Source organism: Clavibacter rahimiani (assembly GCF_052654495.1).
In genome coordinates this window covers 688222-707805 of the sequence record NZ_CP199790.1, presented here as the reverse complement: position 1 = coordinate 707805, position 19584 = coordinate 688222, and the positions used below count along the sequence as shown (strand labels likewise).

The 19584-nt window shown below is 75.0% G+C and carries 18 protein-coding genes; 11 read left to right on the top strand and 7 right to left on the bottom strand.

Annotated elements, in window-relative coordinates:
- Window positions 1-7 precede the first annotated feature (7 nt).
- On the bottom strand, window positions 8-1009 hold the full coding sequence (locus ACT7CP_RS03585) for a trypsin-like serine peptidase (protein WP_445443405.1): 1002 nt from the start codon (window positions 1007-1009) through the stop codon (window positions 8-10).
- 170 nt (window positions 1010-1179) lie between these two features.
- Entirely contained in the window at window positions 1180-2628 is a 1449-nt protein-coding gene (yczR, locus tag ACT7CP_RS03580) for a MocR-like transcription factor YczR (RefSeq protein WP_445443404.1), read from the bottom strand.
- Between the two features lie 62 nt (window positions 2629-2690).
- On the opposite strand from yczR, the gene yczE reads away from it, so the two are divergent.
- The 5 genes from yczE to ACT7CP_RS03555 all read left to right on the top strand — a co-directional run bounded on the left by yczE (window position 2691) and on the right by ACT7CP_RS03555 (window position 7499).
- Entirely contained in the window at window positions 2691-3356 is a 666-nt protein-coding gene (yczE, locus tag ACT7CP_RS03575; RefSeq protein WP_445443403.1) for a membrane protein YczE, read from the top strand.
- A gap of 88 nt (window positions 3357-3444) precedes the next feature.
- Window positions 3445-5505, top strand: coding sequence for an APC family permease (locus ACT7CP_RS03570; RefSeq protein WP_445443402.1), 2061 nt, complete (start codon window positions 3445-3447; stop codon window positions 5503-5505).
- Between the two features lie 157 nt (window positions 5506-5662).
- Window positions 5663-6523, top strand: coding sequence for a hypothetical protein (locus tag ACT7CP_RS03565; RefSeq protein WP_413962509.1), 861 nt, complete (start codon window positions 5663-5665; stop codon window positions 6521-6523).
- Entirely contained in the window at window positions 6520-6939 is a 420-nt protein-coding gene (locus ACT7CP_RS03560) for a phage holin family protein (RefSeq protein WP_413962508.1), read from the top strand. Before ACT7CP_RS03565 ends, ACT7CP_RS03560 begins: the two co-directional genes overlap by 4 nt.
- Window positions 6936-7499, top strand: a complete 564-nt coding sequence (locus ACT7CP_RS03555) for a DUF3618 domain-containing protein (RefSeq protein WP_413962507.1) — start codon at window positions 6936-6938, stop codon at window positions 7497-7499. Before ACT7CP_RS03560 ends, ACT7CP_RS03555 begins: the two co-directional genes overlap by 4 nt.
- Window positions 7500-7825: 326 nt before the next feature.
- Here the strand turns inward: ACT7CP_RS03555 and ACT7CP_RS03550 are convergent, their stop codons facing one another.
- Window positions 7826-8956: an FAD-dependent oxidoreductase gene (locus ACT7CP_RS03550; RefSeq protein WP_445443401.1), complete on the bottom strand. Its 1131-nt coding sequence runs from the start codon at window positions 8954-8956 to the stop codon at window positions 7826-7828.
- Window positions 8957-9163: 207 nt separating this feature from the next.
- Here ACT7CP_RS03550 and ACT7CP_RS03545 point away from each other — a divergent pair, with 207 nt between their 5' ends.
- On the top strand, window positions 9164-9373 hold the full coding sequence (locus tag ACT7CP_RS03545) for a DUF3073 domain-containing protein (protein WP_012037444.1): 210 nt from the start codon (window positions 9164-9166) through the stop codon (window positions 9371-9373).
- A 111-nt stretch (window positions 9374-9484) separates the two neighbouring features.
- Here the strand turns inward: ACT7CP_RS03545 and purM are convergent, their stop codons facing one another.
- Window positions 9485-10594: a phosphoribosylformylglycinamidine cyclo-ligase gene (gene purM, locus ACT7CP_RS03540; protein WP_413962505.1), complete on the bottom strand. Its 1110-nt coding sequence runs from the start codon at window positions 10592-10594 to the stop codon at window positions 9485-9487.
- A gap of 90 nt (window positions 10595-10684) precedes the next feature.
- On the opposite strand from purM, the gene purF reads away from it, so the two are divergent.
- Window positions 10685-12145 (top strand): amidophosphoribosyltransferase, encoded by a 1461-nt coding sequence (purF, locus tag ACT7CP_RS03535; RefSeq protein WP_413962504.1) that lies wholly within the window; start codon window positions 10685-10687, stop codon window positions 12143-12145.
- A 36-nt stretch (window positions 12146-12181) separates the two neighbouring features.
- Here the strand turns inward: purF and ACT7CP_RS03530 are convergent, their stop codons facing one another.
- Entirely contained in the window at window positions 12182-12490 is a 309-nt protein-coding gene (locus ACT7CP_RS03530; RefSeq protein ID WP_413962503.1) for a hypothetical protein, read from the bottom strand.
- 94 nt (window positions 12491-12584) lie between these two features.
- Complete coding sequence (locus ACT7CP_RS03525) at window positions 12585-12965, bottom strand: sterol carrier family protein (RefSeq protein ID WP_445443400.1); 381 nt, start codon at window positions 12963-12965, stop codon at window positions 12585-12587.
- Window positions 12966-13345: 380 nt separating this feature from the next.
- On the opposite strand from ACT7CP_RS03525, the gene purD reads away from it, so the two are divergent.
- Window positions 13346-14596 (top strand): phosphoribosylamine--glycine ligase, encoded by a 1251-nt coding sequence (gene purD, locus ACT7CP_RS03520; protein WP_445443399.1) that lies wholly within the window; start codon window positions 13346-13348, stop codon window positions 14594-14596.
- Window positions 14593-15525 carry a phosphoribosylaminoimidazolesuccinocarboxamide synthase gene (locus tag ACT7CP_RS03515; RefSeq protein WP_445443398.1) on the top strand — a complete coding sequence of 311 codons (933 nt, stop codon included), beginning with the start codon at window positions 14593-14595 and terminating at the stop codon, window positions 15523-15525. Before purD ends, ACT7CP_RS03515 begins: the two co-directional genes overlap by 4 nt.
- 75 nt (window positions 15526-15600) lie before the next feature.
- Here ACT7CP_RS03515 and ACT7CP_RS03510 read toward each other — a convergent pair whose 3' ends face one another.
- Window positions 15601-15891: a hypothetical protein gene (locus ACT7CP_RS03510; RefSeq protein WP_445443397.1), complete on the bottom strand. Its 291-nt coding sequence runs from the start codon at window positions 15889-15891 to the stop codon at window positions 15601-15603.
- 239 nt (window positions 15892-16130) lie between these two features.
- On the opposite strand from ACT7CP_RS03510, the gene ACT7CP_RS03505 reads away from it, so the two are divergent.
- Window positions 16131-18773: a PIG-L family deacetylase gene (locus ACT7CP_RS03505; RefSeq protein ID WP_445443396.1), complete on the top strand. Its 2643-nt coding sequence runs from the start codon at window positions 16131-16133 to the stop codon at window positions 18771-18773.
- Window positions 18770-19576, top strand: a complete 807-nt coding sequence (locus tag ACT7CP_RS03500; RefSeq protein ID WP_445443395.1) for a glycosyltransferase family 2 protein — start codon at window positions 18770-18772, stop codon at window positions 19574-19576. Before ACT7CP_RS03505 ends, ACT7CP_RS03500 begins: the two co-directional genes overlap by 4 nt.
- Window positions 19577-19584 lie beyond the last annotated feature (8 nt).

Here is a 19584-nt window from a genome sequence, read left to right as displayed (position 1 = left end):
GAGGCGGTCACCGCCCGCGGAGCGCGGCGAGCGCGCGTTCGGCGTCGGCACCCCAGGTCGCGAGCAGCACGCCGCGGCCCGCCGAGGGGCGCGCGACGACCGCCCGCTGCTCGCCCGCCGCGGTGACGACCGGGGATCCGGCCGCGCCCGTGCCCAGCGCGCACGGCAGCGCGACCTGGCCGCCCGCGTCGCGGTGCGGGCGGCCGGCGCAGGCCTCGAGCGTCGCGGTCGCGGATCCCGCCGTCGGGTACCCGAGCACCGCCAGCCGCGGCGCGAGGCCCGTCGCGGGCACCAGCGTGGATCCGAACACCGGCCGGGCGGCGCCCACCGACGCCGCGAGCCCCTCGCCCGCGGGGCCGCTCACGCGCGCGAAGCCGGCGTCGTCGGACGGGCGACCGGTGGCCGTCCATGCGGCGGACACCGTCGAGATCCGGACGGGCCAGATGCCGTGCGGGGCGGTAGCGCCCTGCGCTCCGGGCACGAAGGTGGCGAGCGAGACGGCGCGATGCGTCCGCCGGTCGACGAGGCAGTGGGCGGCGGTCGCGATGGCGCCGCCGTCCGGGGTGTCCACGACGCTCGCGGTGCACGCGCGGTCGCGGCCCCCGTCGACGTAGAAGAGGACGCCGACGAACGGCTGGTCCGCGCGCGGGACCGATGCCGCGGAGGCGCCCCGGTCGTCGGAGGCGGAGTCCGGGGAGGCCGTCGCGGCCGACGCCGACAGGGATGGGGACGCGGACGCGCTCGGGGCGTCGGCCGCGAGGGCCGCGGCACGGCGCTCGGGCGTCCAGTGCCCGGCGGCCGCCGCGGGATCGACGGGCGCGGGCGCGACGACGACGGCCGCGTCCGACGGGGACGAGGGGGCGGCCGGCGCCGCCGACGCCGCGGCGGGCACCGCGAGGACGGCCGAGGCCAGGCCGCCGGCGAGCGCCAGCGCGGTGACCGCGCGGCGGGCACGCGGACGGGAGGCGGCGGGGGCCGGGGCGGGGGTGGATCGCGGACGGATGCGCATGGTGGTTCCTCCAGGCTCGTGCGGCTCGCGCCCCGTCGGGACGGCGCTCGCCGACGCGGACGTCGGGACGGACACCCGGAGGGGACGCGCGGATCCTGGGACGGTAGCCGCATGCGCCTCCCGCCCGTCGGCGGCGTCCCCAGGCCGAGCGCGCCCGCGCCCCGCGCCCCTCAGACCAGCACCGACCGGTCCACCACGTCGTGCTCCCGGCCGGCTTCGGGGGCGAGGCCGCGCCACGCGTCCTCGAGGATGTCGAGCGCGCGGTCGGTCGCGGCCGGCGGCGACGTGATGGGGATCCGGAGGAACCGCTCGAACGCGCCGTCGTGCCCGAACCGGCTCCCGCCCGTGATCGCGAGCCCGCGCGTGCGGGCGGCGAGCGCCAGCTCGGTGCTGACGGGCGCCCCGATCCCGGCCCACACCGCGAGCCCGCCGTCGACGTGCGGCACCTCCCACCCGGGGAAGCGCCGCGCCAGCTCCGCCTCCACGTGGTCGCGCGTCTCGCGGAGGCGGGCGCGACGCTCGGCGAGGATCCCGTCCATCCCGCCCAGCACGTCCGCCACCACGAGCTGCTCGAGCACGGGCGTCCCGAGGTCGCGGGCCGAGCGCGCCCGGGCGAGCTCCCGGAGGAGCGGCCGGCCGGCGCGGATCCACCCCACCCGGAGCCCTCCCCACACCGTCTTGCCCACCGACCCGACGAGCACGACCGCGCCGGGCGACCCGTGCACGGCGAGCGGCGGATGCGCCTCGGCGCGGTCGATGTCGAGCTCGGCCGTCGTCTCGTCCGCGATCACGGTCACGCCGTGCGCCTCGGCGAGCGCCACGATCCGCGCGCGCTGGTCCTCGGGCATGGTCCGGCCCGTCGGGTTGTGGAAGTCGGGCATCAGGTAGGCGAGCGCGGGCCGCGTGCGCCGGATCGTCTGCTCGAGCACGTCCTCGTCCCAGCCGCCCACGCCCACGCCGACCCCCACGAGGCGCGCGCCCGCGTCGCGGAGGGCCTGGATCGCGTGCGGGTAGCTCGGCTGCTCGACGAGCGCCCGGTCGCCGCGGTGCACGAGCACGGACGAGAGGAGCCCGATCGCGTGCTGCGCGCCGACCGTCACGAGCACGTCCTCGGCCTCGGTCGGCAGGCCGCGCGCCCGGTACCGGGCCGCGATCGCCTCCCGCAGCTCCGGCAGCCCGTCGACGTCGTACCCGTGCCCGTCGAGGTGCGTGGGCAGGCGGGCGGCCGCGCGCACCGCGGCCTCGGCGAGCCCGGGGGCGGCGGGCACGGCGGCGCGGCTCATGTCGGCCACCTCGCGCCCCTCCCCCTCCGCGGCGGGCTCGCGCCGCGGGATCCGCGTCACGCTCCCCGAGCCCCGTCGGCTCGCGAGGTGGCCGGTGCCGCGCAGCGCCGCGTAGGCCGCCGCGACCGTGGTGCGGCTGAGGCCGAGCGCGGTGGCGAGCTCCCGCTCGGCGGGCAGGCGGGCGCCCGCGGGCACGCGGCCGTCGAGCACGAGCCGCCGGATCCCGTCGGCGAGCGCCTGGTACGCCGGGCTGCCCGGCCGGGTCCACTCCCCCAGCAGCGCGGTGAGGGCGACGGGGCCGAGCACGGCGGCGGGGACGGATCCGGAGAGGCTCATGAGGCCACAGCCTGCCGATTGGCACCTTGTCCCGCAAGACGGAGCGCGATTGGATCTCCCTCATGCTCCGTCGCTCAGTCCAGTTCGCCATCGGCATCTTCCTCTACGGCTTCGCCATCGGGATGATGCTCCAGGCGGCCGTCGGTGTCTCCCCGTGGGACGTCCTCAGCCAGGGCGTGACGCTGCGGACCGGCCTCCCCTTCGGGCTCGTGACGAACATCATCGGCGCCCTCGTGCTCCTCCTCTGGATCCCCATCCGCCAGCGTCCCGGCTGGGGCACCGTCCTCAACGTCCTCTTCGTCGGCTACAGCGCGCAGTTCGCGCTCGCCGTCGTGCCGGCCGTCGCGACCCTCTGGATCCGGATCCCCCTCTTCGCCGCCGGCCTCGTGCTGCTGGGCGTCGCGACGGGCCTTTACATCGGCGCGCACTTCGGGCCCGGCCCGCGCGACGGGCTCATGACGGGGATCCACCGCCGCACCGGCTGGCCCGTCTGGCGGGTGCGCGTCGGCATCGAGCTGGTCGTGCTCGCGATCGGCTGGGCCCTCGGCGGGGACGTGGGACTCGGCACGCTCGCGTTCGCCCTGCTGATCGGCCCGATCGTGCAGCGCACGCTCCCCCTGTTCGACCTGCCCGCGCCCGTGCGCGATCAGCCCCGACGACGCGGGGGCGACACCGCCGCCGACCCCGCCGGCACGCTCCCGACCGGACCCGTCGCGACGGTCGGCTAGTCCGCGGGGCGACGCGGATCCCGCCCGGTCCCGGCCGCCTCCCGGCGCCGTCGCGGCCCGGGCGCGTCGCGGGGTATCGTTGCCGCTCGTGACCCAGGACCCCCAGGCTCCCGGGAGCAGCCCCGCCAAGCGGCTGCTCATCGGCGAGAAGCTCGCCAGCGACAAGCTCGAGGGCCAGCTGCTCCCCAAGCACCTGGCGCTCCCCATCTTCGCGAGCGACCCGCTCAGCTCGGTCGCCTACGCGCCGCAGGAGCTGCTCCTCATCCTCACGCTGGGGGGCCTCGCGTTCCTCAGCTTCGCGCCGTGGGTGGCGGCCTGCGTCGTGATCCTGCTCGTCGTCGTCGTGCTCAGCTACCGCCAGCTCATCAAGGCCTACCCGTCCGGCGGCGGCGACTACGAGGTGGCGCACAAGAACCTCGGCGAGAAGGCCGGCCTCGTCGTCGCCTCGGCGCTGCTCGTCGACTACATCCTCACCGTCGCCGTGTCGGTCGCCTCGGGCGTCGACAACATCATCAGCGCGATCCCCGAGATCGCGCCGTTCCGCGTCGAGATCGCGGTCTTCTTCGTCGCGCTCCTCGCGGCGGTCAACCTCCGGGGCGTCCGCGAGTCGAGCAAGGCGTTCGCGGTGCCCACCTACCTCTTCATCGCGAGCGTCGGCGTGATGATCGTGGTCGGCCTCACGCGCACCGCGCTCGGGGATCCGCCCGTCGCCGAGTCCGCCGCCTACACGGTCGACACCCCGACCCTGTCGCAGGTGGCCTTCATCCTCCTGCTGCTCCGCGCGTTCTCGAGCGGCTGCTCCGCGCTCACGGGCGTCGAGGCCATCTCGAACGGCGTGCCCGCGTTCCGCACCCCGAAGGTCAAGAACGCGCAGGCGACCCTCGTGATCATGGGCGGCACGGCCATCGTCCTGTTCGTCGGCCTCACGACCCTCGCGCTCATCGCGCGCGTGCACTACGGCGAGCACCCGTGCGATCTCATCGGCTGGGCCGAGTGCGCCACGGAGCCGCAGAAGAGCCTCATGGCGCAGGTCGCGGCGGCCACCTTCGGGAACGGCAGCCTGATGTTCTACCTGCTGCAGGCCACCACGGCGGCTGTGCTCCTCCTCGCGGCCAACACCGCGTTCAACGGCTTCCCGCTGCTCGGCTCCGTGCTCGCGAAGGACGCGTACGCGCCCAAGTCGCTCCTCACGCGCGGCGACCGCCTCGTCTACAGCAACGGCATGCTGCTGCTGGCGCTCGGCGCGACGGTCATCCTCGTCGTCTACCAGGCGAACCTCACGCAGCTCATCCAGCTCTACATCATCGGCGTCTTCGTCTCGTTCACCCTCGGCCAGACGGGCATGGTCGTGCACTGGATCCGCATGCTCCGGGCCGGCTGCGCGAACCGCGGCGAGGTGATCCGCGGGCTCAGCATCAACGCGTTCGGCGCGCTGCTCACGGCGCTCGTCCTCATCGTCGTCACCATCACCAAGTTCACGCACGGCGCCTGGCTCGTCTTCGCGATCATGCCGGTGCTGTTCCTCCTCATGCTCGGCGTCAACCGCTACTACCGGGACGTCGAGAAGGAGATCGAGGTCGACCCGATCACGGTCTTCGGCTCCACGGGCGACCACGCGGTCGTGCTCGTCGGCCGGATGCAGAAGCCCGTCCTCAAGGCGCTCGACTACGCGATCGCGGCCAACCACGACAGCATCGAGGCGGTGCACGTCTCCATCGACGACGAGGCCACCCGGCTCCTCGAGCGGCAGTGGATGGAGATGGAGATCGACATGCCGCTGCGCGTCGTCGCCTCCCCGTACCGCGACATCAGCTTCCCCCTCATCAAGTACCTGAAGTCGCGTCGGGCGGAGCACGGCAGCGAGATCATCACCGTCTACACGCCCGTCTACATCGTCGGGCACTGGTGGGAGACGCTGCTGCACAACCACAAGGCCCGGCGGATCCGCCAGAAGCTGCTGCTCGTGCACGGCGTCACGCTCGCCCTCGTGCCGTGGCTGCTCGACTCGTCGGAGCTCATCTACGGCCGGCGCTCCCGCCCCGTCCCCGGCCAGGACCGCCGCGGCGAGCCGGTGCGTCCGGTCACGCGCCGCCCGGGACCGCCGCCGACCACCCCGGTGAAGCACACGAGCGGCCGCGAGACCCCCTAGCGAGCCCTCCGGAAGATTGAACCTGTACACGAACGGTTAGTACGCCCCCATTTTCGACGGGGGGCTAGGCAGTGCCCTCCACTCGGAGTTTCGTAAGAGATCGCAGGACCCGAGTCCTGCGTCAACTCGAACACCACGAGCACCGAGAGGGAACCACATGTCGAACGACCTCACACCGGCATCGCCCGCGAGCGGCGGATTCGGCTCCGACGACGCGTACGCGGCCGTCGTCCCCGCGTCCACGCTGGGCACGACCGGCAGCACGGACAGCAGCACCGGCAGCACCAGCAGCACCAAGGACACCGCGAAGGAGCAGGCCGCCAACGTGGCCGGCGACGCGAAGGCCGGCACGCAGCACGTCGCCGGCGTCACCAAGGGCGAGGCCAAGAAGGTCGCGTCCGAGGTCAAGTCGCAGGCCCAGGACCTCCTCAGCGAGACCACCGGCCAGCTCCGCGAGCAGGCGGGCACGCAGCAGAAGCGCGCCGCCGGCAGCCTCCGCACGCTCAGCGACGAGCTCCGCGACATGGGCGACAAGTCCGAGAGCACCGGCATCGCGAGCGAGCTCGTCTCGCAGGTCTCGAGCCGCGCCGGCAGCGCGGCCGACTACCTCGAGGGCCGCGACCCGGGCACGCTCCTCCAGGACGTGACCGACTTCGCGCGCCGCCGTCCGGGCCTGTTCGTCGGCCTCGCGGTCATCGCGGGCGTCGCCGCCGGTCGCCTGACCCGCTCGCTCACGAGCGAGGCGCACGACCAGAAGGTCGCCGACGAGGCCGCCACCACGGGCACCTCCACCACCGGCACCTCGACGACCGGCACCGCCGGCTACGTCACGCCCGCGGTCCCCACCGGCAGCGCCTTCGCGCCCACCGAGCTCAGCGCCGACGAGCCGATCGGCGTGGGCCCGTACGACGCCCCGGCCACCGGCGCGTCCACGCCGCTCTACGACCAGACGCGCTCGACCGACCCGCTGACCGACACCTTCGGCACGGGCGATCGCGCCGACGGATCGCGCGCATGACCGACGAACGCACCCCCAGCGAGGAGAAGGCCGCGACGAACAGCCTCGGCGACCTCCTCGGCAACGTCACGAAGGACGTCTCCACGCTCATGCGCCAGGAGATCGCCCTCGCCAAGGCGGAGATCAGCGACTCGGCCAAGAAGGCCGGGAAGGGTGCCGGCCTCCTGGGCGGCGCCGGGTACGCGGGCATCATGGCCGTGTTCTTCCTCTCCGTCGCCCTGATGTACGCGCTGTCGTACTGGTTCGACAACCTGGCCTGGGCCGCGGTCGTCGTGGCCGTGATCTGGGCCGTCATCGGCCTGGTGATGTACCTCCAGGGCCGCAAGCAGCTGAAGACCGTGCAGGGAGCCCCCCGCACGGCCGACAGCGTCAAGAAGATCCCCGAAGCGATGAAGAGGAACGAGGCAGACCGATGAGCGACAACCCCGACCAGATCCGCGCCGACATCGAGCGCACCCGCAACGAGCTGAGCATCGACGTGGACGCCGTGGCCGACAAGGTCACCCCCGCGAAGGTGGCCCAGCGCCAGACCGAGAAGGTGCGCGGCGCCTTCTCGAACGTCAAGGACAGCGTCCTCGGCTCCGCGAGCGACGCCCGCGCGAACGTGGGCGACGCCGTCTCCGGCACCGCCGGCGGCGCGAAGGCCAAGGCGAAGGGCAACCCCGTCGGCCTCGGCCTCGTGGCGTTCGGCGCCGGCCTCCTCATCGCCTCGCTGATCCCGGCGAGCGACAAGGAGAAGGAGCTCGCCTCGACCGTCAAGGACAAGGCGCAGCCCCTCGTCGAGAAGGCGACCGACGCCGCCAAGGACGTCGCGTCCGAGCTGAAGGAGCCCGCGCAGCAGGCCGCCCAGTCGGTCGCGAGCACCGCGAGCGAGTCGGCCGGGACGGTCAAGTCGGAGGCGCAGTCCACCGCGCAGGACGTCAAGGGCAGCGCCCAGGACGCCAAGCAGACCGTGCAGGACGACGTCCGCAGCTGATCCACCGCACCCCGGAGGGGAGTCGGCCCATCGGGCCGGCTCCCCTCCGTCGTCCCCGCGACGCGCCGATCATGTCCCCGAGAAGGAGGACACGGCGGTACAGTTGTTAGTGCACGAACTCTTTCCCCCGGGAGCTCGTGCGGCGCGACCGGAACGTGCGGTTCTCCGACGATGGAGCCCCTGCGTGCCGGTCGAACGGCGTCCGGGCCGACCCGTGAGGTCCGGACCGATGCGGGGGTCCGCGTCACGAGTTCCCGCGAAGGACGTCGGCCCCCGCGTCCCCCTGCGCCCTGCGCCCTGCGCCCCGCGCCCCGCGAGCGGGCGCCTCAGCCGAGCGCCGCGACGACCTGCCGGGCCACGCGCCGCCCCGCCCGGTTCGCGCCGATGGTGGACGCCTGCGGCCCGTAGCCCGCGAGGAACAGCCGCGGGTCCCGCGCCGACACCCCGGACTCGACGCGCACCCCGCCCTCCTTCTCCCGGAGGCCGAGGGGCGCCAGGTGGCGGATCTCCGGGCGGAAGCCCGTGGCCCAGATCACCGCGTCCACCTGGTCCCGCCCGCCGTCGGCCCAGACGACGCCGTCCTCCTCGAAGCGCGCGATGGCGCCCCGGCTCGCGAGCACGCCGCGGCGGATGCCCGCCGCGATGCGCCGGGTCCGCGGCACGCCGGTGCCGCTGACGATGCTCGGCAGCGCCTCGCCCGCCCGCGCCGCCCGGTCCTGCAGGTCGACGGCGCGCACGGCGGCCTCGACGTCGAGCTGGCCCGCCTCGAGGAAGTCCACGGGGCGCCGGGTCGACCACAGCGTGCGCGCGGCGACGCCCTCGAGCTCCAGGAGGAAGCCGATCGCCGACGTGCCGCCGCCGACCACGAGCACGCGGAGGCCGCGGAGGTCCGCCGCCGACCGGTAGCCGGAGGTGTGCAGCTGCCGCCCGCGGAAGGTCGCGAGGCCCGGGTACGACGGGATGAAGGGCGCGCCCCAGGTGCCCGTGGCGTTGACGACGAGGCGCGCGACGCGGTCGCCGTCGCTGGCCCGCACGAGGAGCGGCGTGGCGGAGTCGGAGGGGTGCGCGGCCCGGCGACGCGACGCGGCGGGCGGCGGCACGTCCGCGTCGAGCACGGCGCGGACCTCGACCGGGCGGGCGACCCGCAGGTCGAAGTGCTCCTCGTAGCGCGCGTAGTGGTCCCGGACGACGTCGCGCGCGGGGAGTCGGCGGTCGGCCGTCTCGAACGAGATGCCGAGCTCCGCCATGCCGGGGAGGTCGGCGACGCGGTGGGCGGACCCGAGGCGGAGCGCGGCCCACCGGTGCTGCCAGGCGCCGCCCGTGGTGGGACCCCGGTCGAGCACGACCGCGTCGGTCCCCATCCGGAGCCCGAGCCGCTGCAGGTGGTACGCGACCGAGAGGCCGGCCTGTCCGGCACCGATGACCACGACCTGGGTGTCGGCGGGCTCGGGGGTCATGGGACGACCAGGCTAGTGCCCGGCCCCGCGTGGATCCCGAGCGCCGGGACGAGCACGTACGATGCCCGTGGCACCTCCCGCCGGGGAGGACACGCCCGGGACGCCGAAGGGCACATGTTAGGGTAGCCCCTAGGTTTTCTCCAACCCTGTCCGCTGCATCCAGCGTTGTCACCGCCCGTCGGGGCCTGAGTCGTGAGGGGGTCTCGCATGGGGCGCGGCCGTCAAAAAGCTAAGCACACCAAGATCGCGCGAGAGCTGAAGTCGTTCAGTCCCAATGTGGACTACACGCAGCTGGAGCGCGAGCTGACCACCCACGGGGCGGTCGACGAGCAGTACGCGGCCGAGGCCGCGAAGTGGGACGAGTACGCCGACGAGCCGGACGCCTACGTCCCGGGCGACGAGCAGAAGCGCGCCTGATCCATGACCGGCTGAGGCCGGTCGAGCAGCGGACCCGTCCTCGTCTCGAGGCGGGTCCGTCTCCGTGTGGGCGGCGTACGTCGCCCCGCCGGAGCGGCCCTGCGCCGCGGGTCAGTCGCGGTAGCGGCCGGTGAGGCGCACGGCCCCGCCGTCGACGCCCTTGGCGCCCTGCTCGAAGCCCGCGCCCGCCGGGGCCTCGCCCATGGCCACCCGCCCGGCCTCCCACGTCGGGATGCCGGCGGTCGTCAGCGCGCGCGCGATGCCGTCGGCGGCCGCGGCGTCGACCACGGCGATCATGCCGATGCCGAGGTTCCAGGTGCCCTCGGCGCTCTCGAGGGTCGACCCGGCGATGCCGGCCAGCGCGCGGAACACCGCGGGCGGCGACCACGTGGACCGCTCGACCTCGCTGTAGGAGCCGCGGGGCAGCACGCGCGCCAGGTTGGCCGCGATGCCGCCGCCCGTCACGTGGCTGAGGGAGTGCACGCCCGGGCCGAGGTCCGGCTGCCCGAGCACGTCGAGGAGCGGCGTCGTGTAGAGGCGCGTCGGCTCGAGGAGCACCTCGCCGACCAGGCCGCCGAGCTCCGCGGAGGTGTCGCCGAAGCCGATGCCGGCGCCCTGCAGGATGTGGCGGACGAGCGAGAAGCCGTTGCTGTGGAGGCCGCTGGAGGCGAGCGCCAGCACGACGTCGCCGTCGCGCACGCGCTCGGATCCGAGGACGGAGTCGGCCTCGACCGCGCCGACCGCGGCGCCCGCCACGTCGTAGTCGTCCGGCCCGAGGAGGCCCGGGTGCTCGGCGGTCTCGCCGCCGACGAGCGCGGTCCCGGTGTCCGAGCAGGCGCGCGCGATGCCGGCGACGATGTCGGCGATGCGCGCGGGCACGACCCGGCCGCAGGCGATGTAGTCCGTCATGAAGAGGGGGCGCGCGCCGACCACGACGATGTCGTCGACGACCATGCCCACGAGGTCCTGGCCGATCGTGTCGTGCTTGTCGATCGCCTGGGCGATGGCGACCTTGGTGCCCACGCCGTCGGTGGAGGTCGCGAGCAGCGGGTGGCGGAAGCGCGTGAGAGCGCTGGCATCGAAGAGCCCCGCGAACCCGCCGAAGCCGCCGATGACCTCGGGGCCGTGCGTGCGGGAGACGGCCTCCTTCATCAGCTGGACCGCGAGATCGCCGGCCTCCGTGTCGACGCCGGCCTCTGCATACGAGCTCTTGGTGGTCACCTGAGACAGAGTAGCGGCCGGGCGCGTCGCTCCCGTGTGGGAGACTGGCCGCTCCCCCACCTCTTCTACTCTTCAGGAGTCAGCCGAAGCATGTGCGGCATCGTCGGCGTCGTATCGTCCGAACCCGTCAACCAACTCGTCTACGACAGCCTCCTGCTCCTGCAGCACCGCGGTCAGGACTCCACCGGCATCGCCACGGCCGAGGGCAACACCTTCCACGTGAAGAAGCTCAGCGGCCAGGTCCGCGAGGCCTTCCGCACGCGCGACATGCGCTCGCTCCTCGGCACCATGGGCCTCGGCCACGTGCGCTACGCCACGCGCGGCAGCGCCGCCGACGAGGACGAGGCGCAGCCGTTCTACGTGAACGCGCCCTACGGCATCGTCCTCGTGCACAACGGCAACCTCACGAACACGCGCGAGCTCGCGCAGGAGCTCTTCCACGTGGATCGCCGCCACACGAACACGAGCTCCGACACCGAGCTGCTCGTCAACGTGCTCGCCCACGAGCTGCAGTCGCAGGTGTCCGGCCTGGCGCTCGATCCCGACCAGGTGTTCACGGCCGTCGAGCGCGTGCACGAGCGCGTGCAGGGCTCGTACGCGTCCATCGCGATGATCGCCGGGCACGGCATGCTCGCGTTCCGGGACCCGTTCGGGATCCGTCCGCTGACGCTCGGCCGCCGCGAGATCGCGGGCGGGCGCATGGAGTGGGTCGTGGCGAGCGAGTCGCTCGTCATGGAGTCGCTCGGCTACGAGATCGTGCGCGACGTCGCGCCCGGCGAGGCCGTCTTCATCACCATGGACGGCGTGATGCACTCCCGCCAGTGCCACCCGACGCCGCGCCTCATCCCCTGCGCGTTCGAGTTCGTCTACCTCGCGCGGCCCGACTCGGTCATGTCCGGCATCAGCGTCTACGACGCGCGCCTGCGCATGGGCAACCGGCTCGCGGCGACCATCGCGGAGCACAGCCCCGCGGGCGACATCGACGTCGTCATGCCGATCCCGGACTCGTCCCGACCCTCGGCCATGCAGGTCGCGCAGACGCTCGGGATCGAGTACCGCGAGGGGTTCTACAAGAACCGCTACGTCGGCCGGACCTTCATCATGCCGGGGCAGGCGCAGCGCAAGAAGTCGGTGCGGCAGAAGCTCAACGCCATGAGCTCCGAGTTCAAGGGCAAGAACATCCTCATCGTCGACGACTCCATCGTGCGCGGCACGACGAGCCGCGAGATCGTCGACATGGCCCGGCAGGCCGGCGCCAACAAGGTGACGTTCACGTCGGCCGCTCCCCCGGTGCGCTACCCGCACGTGTACGGGATCAACATGCCGTCGCGGCAGGAGCTCATCGCGCACGGGCGCAAGATCCCCGAGATCGCGCAGGAGCTCGGGGCGGACCACCTCATCTACCAGGAGGTCGCCGACATGCGCGACGCCATCGTCGAGGGCTCGACGGGCGTCGAGGACCTCGAGATGAGCTGCTTCACGGGCGAGTACATCACCGGCAACGTGACGCCCGAGTACCTGTCCTGGCTGGAGCGCACGCAGCTCAGCTGACCGGCGGCCGACGCGGGTCGCGGCGGCCGGGACCGGTCAGGCGTCCGGCTCGCCGGGCTCGCGCTCGGCCGTGAGCACGCGGGAGCGGCGCGAGGCCGCGCGGTCGAGCGCCAGCGCGAGGAGGGCCGCGAGGCCGCCGAAGAGGACGACCGCGAACAGCGCGAGGAACGCGAGGACCTGCGCCTCCGAGAACTCGGGGTTCGGCGGGAACGTGAGCGTGAGGACCATCGCCACGATGAGGCCGAGCACGGCGCCGACGCCCATGAAGCGGAAGTAGCGGGGGGACCGCCGCACGAGGACCTCGGTGCGGCGCTCGTCGTCGGGCTGGGGGCGGGCGTCGGTCATGGATCCATTCTCTCCCGGGCCGCGGACGGGCGGCGCACCGGGAGCCCGGCGCACAGGCGCGCGTGAGGTCGTCGGCCGAGCGGTCGGAGTCGCCTCAGCGGCCGGCGGGCAGCTGCCACGGCACGGGCAGCAGGCCGCGGAGGTCGGCGCGGAGGCCCGACGCGCGGACGGCGCCCGCCTCGACGCCGGCGTCCCAGGTCGTGCCCCCCGTCGCGAGCGCGATCCACGTGGCGGGATCGGTCTCGATCACGTTCGGGGGCGTGCCGCGCGTGTGCCCCGGCCCCTCGATGCACTGCACGGCCCCGAACGGCGGGACGCGGACCTCGACCGTGCCGCCGGGCGCGAGGTCCGCCAGCGACTGCAGGAGGAACCGGACGGCGGTGGCGCGCGTCTCGCGGTCGGCGTCGGCGCCCTGGGCGAGCGCGGCCCGCACGGCCGGCTGTCCGACGGTGGGGTGGATGCGCGCCTTGGCCATCGTCCCAGGATGCCAGAGCGCGGGACCCCCGGCCGCCGGATCCCGCGCGCGGCACCCCTCCAAATGGGGCGTCACCGGGTGTCCGCATTTAGGGGGACATCCATTACCGTTCATGGAAGTGCCCCGCGGTGACACGCCCCGCTCGGCACGGCAGGACGTCCCGGTCCTCCTGCTGCCTCCCGGGCGGCGGGAGGACCGGGGCGATGCGCCTCCCGGCGGACCCGAAGAACGCCGGACGAGGCAGGGAGCCGACCCATCCCGTTCCCGCGGAGGGTCGGCCTCCCGCCCTCGCGCCCCCTCCCCAGGGGCGCGGATGCGGCACGGCCGCAGCCCGTCCCCGGGGCCCGGCCCGGCGGGGTCCGCGTCGATAGGGTGGGGGCGTGAAGATCCTGGTACTCGGTTCCGGTGCGCGCGAGCACGCCATCGTCACGGCCCTGCTCCGGGAGGACGCCGGGCACGACATCGTCGCCGCCCCCGGCAACGCGGGCATCGCCCGGGCGGTCCCCGTCGTCACGATGGACATCGACGATCCCGCGGTCGTCGCCGAGCACGCGCTGACCGAGGGCGTCGAGCTGGTCGTCGTCGGCCCCGAGGCGCCCCTCGTCGCGGGTGTCGCGGACGCGCTGCGCACCCGCGGGATCCCGGTCTTCGGGCCGGGCCAGGCGGCCGCCGCCCTCGAGGGGTCCAAGACCTTCGCCAAGCGCATCATGGAGGAGGCGGGCGTCCCCACGGGCCGCGCCGCGCAGGCCGGCACGCTCGACGAGGTCGAGGCCGCGCTCGACGCGTACGGCGCCCCCTACGTGATCAAGGCCGACGGCCTCGCCGCGGGCAAGGGCGTGCTCGTCACGGGCGACCGCGGCCTCGCGCTCGAGCACGCGCGCCACTACCTCGGCCAGGGAACCGTGCTCGTCGAGGAGTTCCTCGCCGGGCAGGAGGTGTCGCTGTTCCTCCTCTCCGACGGCCACGACGTGCTCCCCCTCTCCCCCGCGCAGGACTACAAGCGGCTCGGCGACGGGGACGCGGGACCGAACACGGGCGGCATGGGCGCGTACTCGCCGCTGCCGTGGCTGCCCGCCGGCTTCGTCGACGAGGTCATCGACACCATCGCGCTGCCCACCGTGCGGAAGCTCGCCGAGGAGCAGACGCCGTTCATCGGGCTGCTGTACTGCGGGCTCATCCTCACCTCGGACGGGATCCGCGTCATCGAGTTCAACGCGCGCTTCGGGGATCCGGAGACACAGGTCGTGCTGCCCCGCCTCGTCACCCCGCTGTCGCAGCTGCTGCTGGCCGCCGCGTCCGGCGAGCTCGGCGGCGTGCCGCGGCCGGAGTTCTCGGACGACGTGGCCGTCACCGTGGTCCTCGCGAGCGAGGGCTACCCGGAGTCGCCCCGGACGGGACGGGTCATCTCGGGCCTCGAGGACGCCGAGCGCGTCCCCGGCGTGAGCATCGCCCACGCCGCCACGGCCGAGTCGGAGGGCGGCCTCGTCGCCACCGGCGGTCGCGTGCTGAGCGTCGTCGCCACGGGCGCCTCCTTCGAGGAGGCGCGGTCCCGGGTCTACGAGGCCGTGGACCGGATCCGGCTCGACGGGTCGCAGCACCGCACCGACATCGCCGCGCAGGTCATCCGATGAGCGCCGCGGGCACGGGCGCCGCCCCCGCCGGGCACGCCTCGGAGTGGGAGCTGCCGGGCTGGGAGCACGCCTACTCGGGCAAGGTCCGGGAGCTGTTCAGCCCCGCGATCGACGACACGGAGGACCGCGCCCTCGAGGGCGAGCCGCACGTGCTGGTCGTCGCGACCGACCGGGTGAGCGCCTACGACTTCGCGCTCGAGCCGGGCATCCCCGGCAAGGGCGAGCTCCTCACGCAGCTCAGCCTGTGGTGGTTCGACCGGCTCGACGTCCCGAACCACCTGGTCGACCGCGCCACGCTCGACCGCATCGGCATCCCCGAGCAGGTGCGGGGGCGCGCCATGCTCTGCCGCGTGCTCGAGATGCTGCCCATCGAGTGCGTCGTGCGGGGCTACCTGGCCGGATCCGGCTGGGAGGAGTACCGGGAGCACGGCACCGTGTGCGGCATCCCGCTCCCCGCGGGCCTGCAGCAGGGCGACCGCCTGCCGGAGCCCATCTACACGCCGGCCTGGAAGGCGCCGCAGGGCGAGCACGACGAGAACATCACGTTCGCGCGCACCGAGGAGCTCGTGGGGCACGAGGAGGCTGCGCGGCTGCGCGACCTGTCGCTCGACGTCTACCGTCGGGCGTCGGCGGTCGCCGAGGAGCGCGGCGTGATCCTCGCGGACACGAAGTTCGAGTTCGGCATCGACCCGCAGACGGGCATCACGACGCTGGCCGACGAGGTGCTCACGAGCGACTCGTCCCGTTACTGGGATGCCGAGGCGTACGCGACCGGCAACCGCACGGACAGCTTCGACAAGCAGATCGTGCGGGACTGGCTCGCGGCGAACTGGGACCGCACGGGCACGCCGCCGGTGCTCCCGCCCGAGATCGTGGAGCGCACGGCGGAGCGGTACCGGGAGCTCATCGCGCGGCTCACCGGGCGCTAGGCGCTCCGGGCTGCAAGTGCTCCGGCCGCCGACTCCGCGGTCGGCCGTCGGCGGCGCAGTGGCCGCTGCGTTCCGCTACAGGTGGTCGTAGCCGCGGACGACGCGGTCGATCGCGATCTCGGCGACCTCGCGCGCGTCCTCCTCGGGCAGCTGCTCGAGGGCACCCTCGATGTCCTGGCCGCCCATGCGGAGGACGGCGAGCCGCTCGAACTCCTCCACGGCCTCGGGGGACGGCTCGTGGTCCGGGGCGGCGGCGCCGTCGGGCTCCGTCGTCGCGGGCGCCTCGTCGGCGTGGTCCGCGTGCTCCGCGTGCTCCGCGTGGTCGGCGTGGTCGGCGTGCTCCGCGTGGTCGTCGTGCTCGTGCATGGGGGTCCCCTCCGGTCGCGCGTGGGCGGTGCGGATCACGCTCCGGCCCTGCCGCCAGGGTCCCACACCCGCGCGGCCGGGGGATCCGATGGCGACAGGCTGCCACATCGCCGCGCCGCCGGAGGAGCGCTCTCACGAAGGCGTTCGATCCGTCCCGCGTCGCGGTGAGGACGGAGGGGCGCGGCGCTTGTAGGTTCGACAGGCAGACCGGACACCGTCCGGTCAACCCCCTTGACGAAGTGGCTCCCCTCACCGTGATCTCCGGCACCCTGCCCGCCTCTCCCCTCGACCCGGCGTGCTCGGCGCGCGTGCGGTCGGCGTCGACCGCGGTGCCGCTCGCGGAGGATCCGCCCGGGCCCGCGACCGCACGCGTCCTGGACGCGCTGGCCGCGCCGGAGGCCGTGCTCGGCTGGTCGACGGAGCAGGCGCTGGCGCTCGGCGTCGCGCTCGGCGACGCCGGGGCCCGACCCGGTGAGGGCCGCACGGCCGACCTCTGGGAGGCGCTGGCGACGCTCGCCGCGGCCGACCTGGGGCTCACCCGCACGATCGAGCCGCACCTCGACGCGATCGCCATCCTCGCGCAGGAGCGCGCGGCCGGCGGCGCGGACGCCGACGGGAGCGCGGACGCGGTCGCCGGGACCTGGGGCGTGTTCGCCGCGGAGGGCGGCGGGGATCCGCTGAAGGCCGTGCCCGATCCCGCGTCGCCCGACGGCGTGCGGCTCTCGGGCACGAAGCCGTGGTGCTCGCTCGCCGGGTCGCTGACGCACGCGCTCATCACCGCGGCCCGACCGGACGGAACGCGCGGCCTGTTCGCGCTCGACCTGCGGCACCCCGGCGTCGAGGTCGTGCCGGGCGCCTGGGTCGCGCGCGGGCTGGTCGAGGTCCCGAGCGGACCGCTGCGCCTGCGGGACGTGCCGGCGCGGCGCGTGGGAGCGCCCGGCTGGTACCTCGAGCGCCCGGGCTTCCACTGGGGCGGGATCGGCGTCGCGGCCTGCTGGTACGGCGGCGCGGTGGGGCTCGCGCGCACGCTCCTCGCCGCGGCGTCCCGCGCGGGCGCCGACCGCCTCCTCCTCATGCACCTCGGCGCCGTGGACGCGGCGCTCGACGGCGCGCGCGCCTCCCTCGCGGAGGCGGCCGCCCTCGTCGACCGCGGTCGCGCCGAGGGCGAGGAGGGGCGCCTGCTCGCCAAGCGGGTGCGCTCCGTCGTCGCGCGGGCGGTGGAGGAGACGCTGACGCACGTCGCGCACGCGCTCGGGCCCGCCCCGCTCGCGCAGGACGCGGATCACGCCAAGCGCGTCGCGGACCTGCAGCTGTACGTGCGGCAGCACCACGCCGAGCGCGACGACGCCTCCCTCGGCGGGGCGCTCGCGGAGGCCGGGCGGCGGGCGGCGGACGCGGCGAGCGCGGCGACGGTCGCGGCGACAGCTGCACCGGCAGCGGCACCGACGGCCCTCGCCGCTCCGGCCATGTCCCCCGTGCGCGCCGTCGCCTTCGACGCGCGCGAGCCCGGCATCGACGCGGACGACTGGCCCGCGGATCCGCGCTGGGACGCGCTTCCCGCCCCCGACCTCGCCGGGATGACCGCACTCCTCGTGGTCTCCGCGCACGCCGACGACGAGTCGATCGGCGCCGCCGGCCTCATGGCGACGGCGGCCGCGCTCGGCGTCCCGGTGACCCTCGCGATCGTCACGGACGGCGCCGCCTCGCACCCCGGATCCCCCACGCGCACACCCGCCGAGCTCGTCGCGGTCCGCCGGGACGAGGCCCGCGCGGCCCTCGACGCCGTCGCCCCCGACGCCGGGCTCGTGCTCCTCGCCCACCCCGACGGCGGGATCCGCGAGCGGCGCGACGCCGTGCGGGACGACCTGGCCGCGCTCCTCGCCGATGCCGTGCCCGGCACGTGGGTCGCGGCCCCCTGGCGCGGCGACGGCCACCGGGACCACCGCGTCACGGGCGAGGTCGTCGCCGAGCTCGTGCTCGCGATGCCCGCCGAGCGCGGGATCCGGCTGGTCGAGTACCCCGTGTGGATGTGGCACTGGGCCGCGCCCGGCGACCCGCGCGTGCCGTGGGCCCAGATGCGCGCCCTGCCGCTGGATCCGGGGATGCGCGCCGCCAAGTCCTCCGCCGTGCGGGCCCACGCCAGCCAGGTGGTCGCGCTGTCGGACGCGCCCGAGGACCGGGCCGTGCTCCAGCCCGGCTTCCTGCGGCACGCCGACCGCGACCGGGAGGTCGTGATCCTGGCGGACGCTGCCCCGGACCGGCCTGCGGTCGACGCCACCGCCGCCCCCACCGCCGCCGAGCGCTTCGACGCGGCGTACGCCCGCGCCGAGGATCCGTGGCGCGTCACGACGAGGTGGTACGAGCGCCGCAAGCGCCTCGCGACCCTCGCCGCCCTGCCCGACGAGCGCTACGGCCGGGCGCTCGAGATCGGCTGCTCGATCGGCGTGACGACCGCGGGCCTCGCCGAGCGCGTGGACGCGCTGCTCGCGGTCGACGTCGCGCCCACCGCGGTCGAGCGGGCCCGCGCCCGGCTCGCGGACGTGCCGCACGTGCGCGTCGAGGTCCGCGACGTCGGCGACGACTGGCCGGACGGGTCCTTCGACCTCGTCGTGATGAGCGAGGTCGGCTACTACCTCGACGACGCCGCCTTCGACCGGGTCCTCGCCGCCCTCCCCGGCGCGCTCGGCGCCGCCGGCACGCTCGTCGCGTGCCACTGGCGGCACCCCGAGGGCGACTTCCGGCGGACGGGCGACGAGGTGCACGCGCGCCTCGCCGCCGTCCCCGGGCTGCACCGCCTCATGCGGCACGAGGAGGACGACTTCGTGCTCGAGGTGCTGTCCGCGGATCCCCGCTCGGTCGCCGTGCGCACGGGCCTCCGATGACGGTCGACCAGGGGATGCTCGCGGCCGCGCGCCTCGACGAGCCGGCGGCGCGGATCCGCTCGGTCGCCGTCGTGATCCCCGCCCGCGACGAGGAGGCCCTGGTCGGCCGGTGCCTCGCCTCCGTCGAGGCGGCCGCGGTGCGCGCCCGGGCCCGCGGGATCCGTGTGCACGTGGTGCTCGTCGCCGACGACTGCCGCGACCGCACGGCCGAGGTCGCGCGCGCGGCCGGCGTCGAGGTGATCGAGAGCGCGGCGGGCCGGGTCGGCGCGGCCCGCGCACGCGGTGTCGCGGCGGCGCTCGCCGTGTGGGACGGCGCGGACGACGAGTTGTGGATCGCGTGCACCGACGCGGACTCCGTGGTGCCGCGCGCGTGGATCACCAGCCAGCTGGCCCTCGCGGACGCGGGCGCGGACGTGGTCGTCGGCACCGTGCGCCCCGAGCTCGACGCCCTCAGCCCCGCGCAGATCGCGGCGTGGCGGGCGACCCGCGTCCCCGGCGCGGCCAACGGCCACGTGCACGGCGCGAACCTCGGCGTGCGCGCCGACGCCTACGTGCGCGCGGGCGGCTTCCCCGAGGTGGCGGAGCACGAGGACGTGGACCTGGTGGCGCGGCTGCGCGGGACCGGCGTCACGATCACGGCGTCGGCCGCGGGCGAGGTGCTCACCTCGGGTCGCCGCGACGGCCGGACGCCCGGCGGGTACGCGGGGTACCTGCACGTGTCGCTGCTCGCGCGGGCGGCGGAACGGGCGGCGGCGAGCGCCGACGACGTCGGCTGCGACCGCCCCTGCGTCCCCGTGGGCTGACCGGCAGC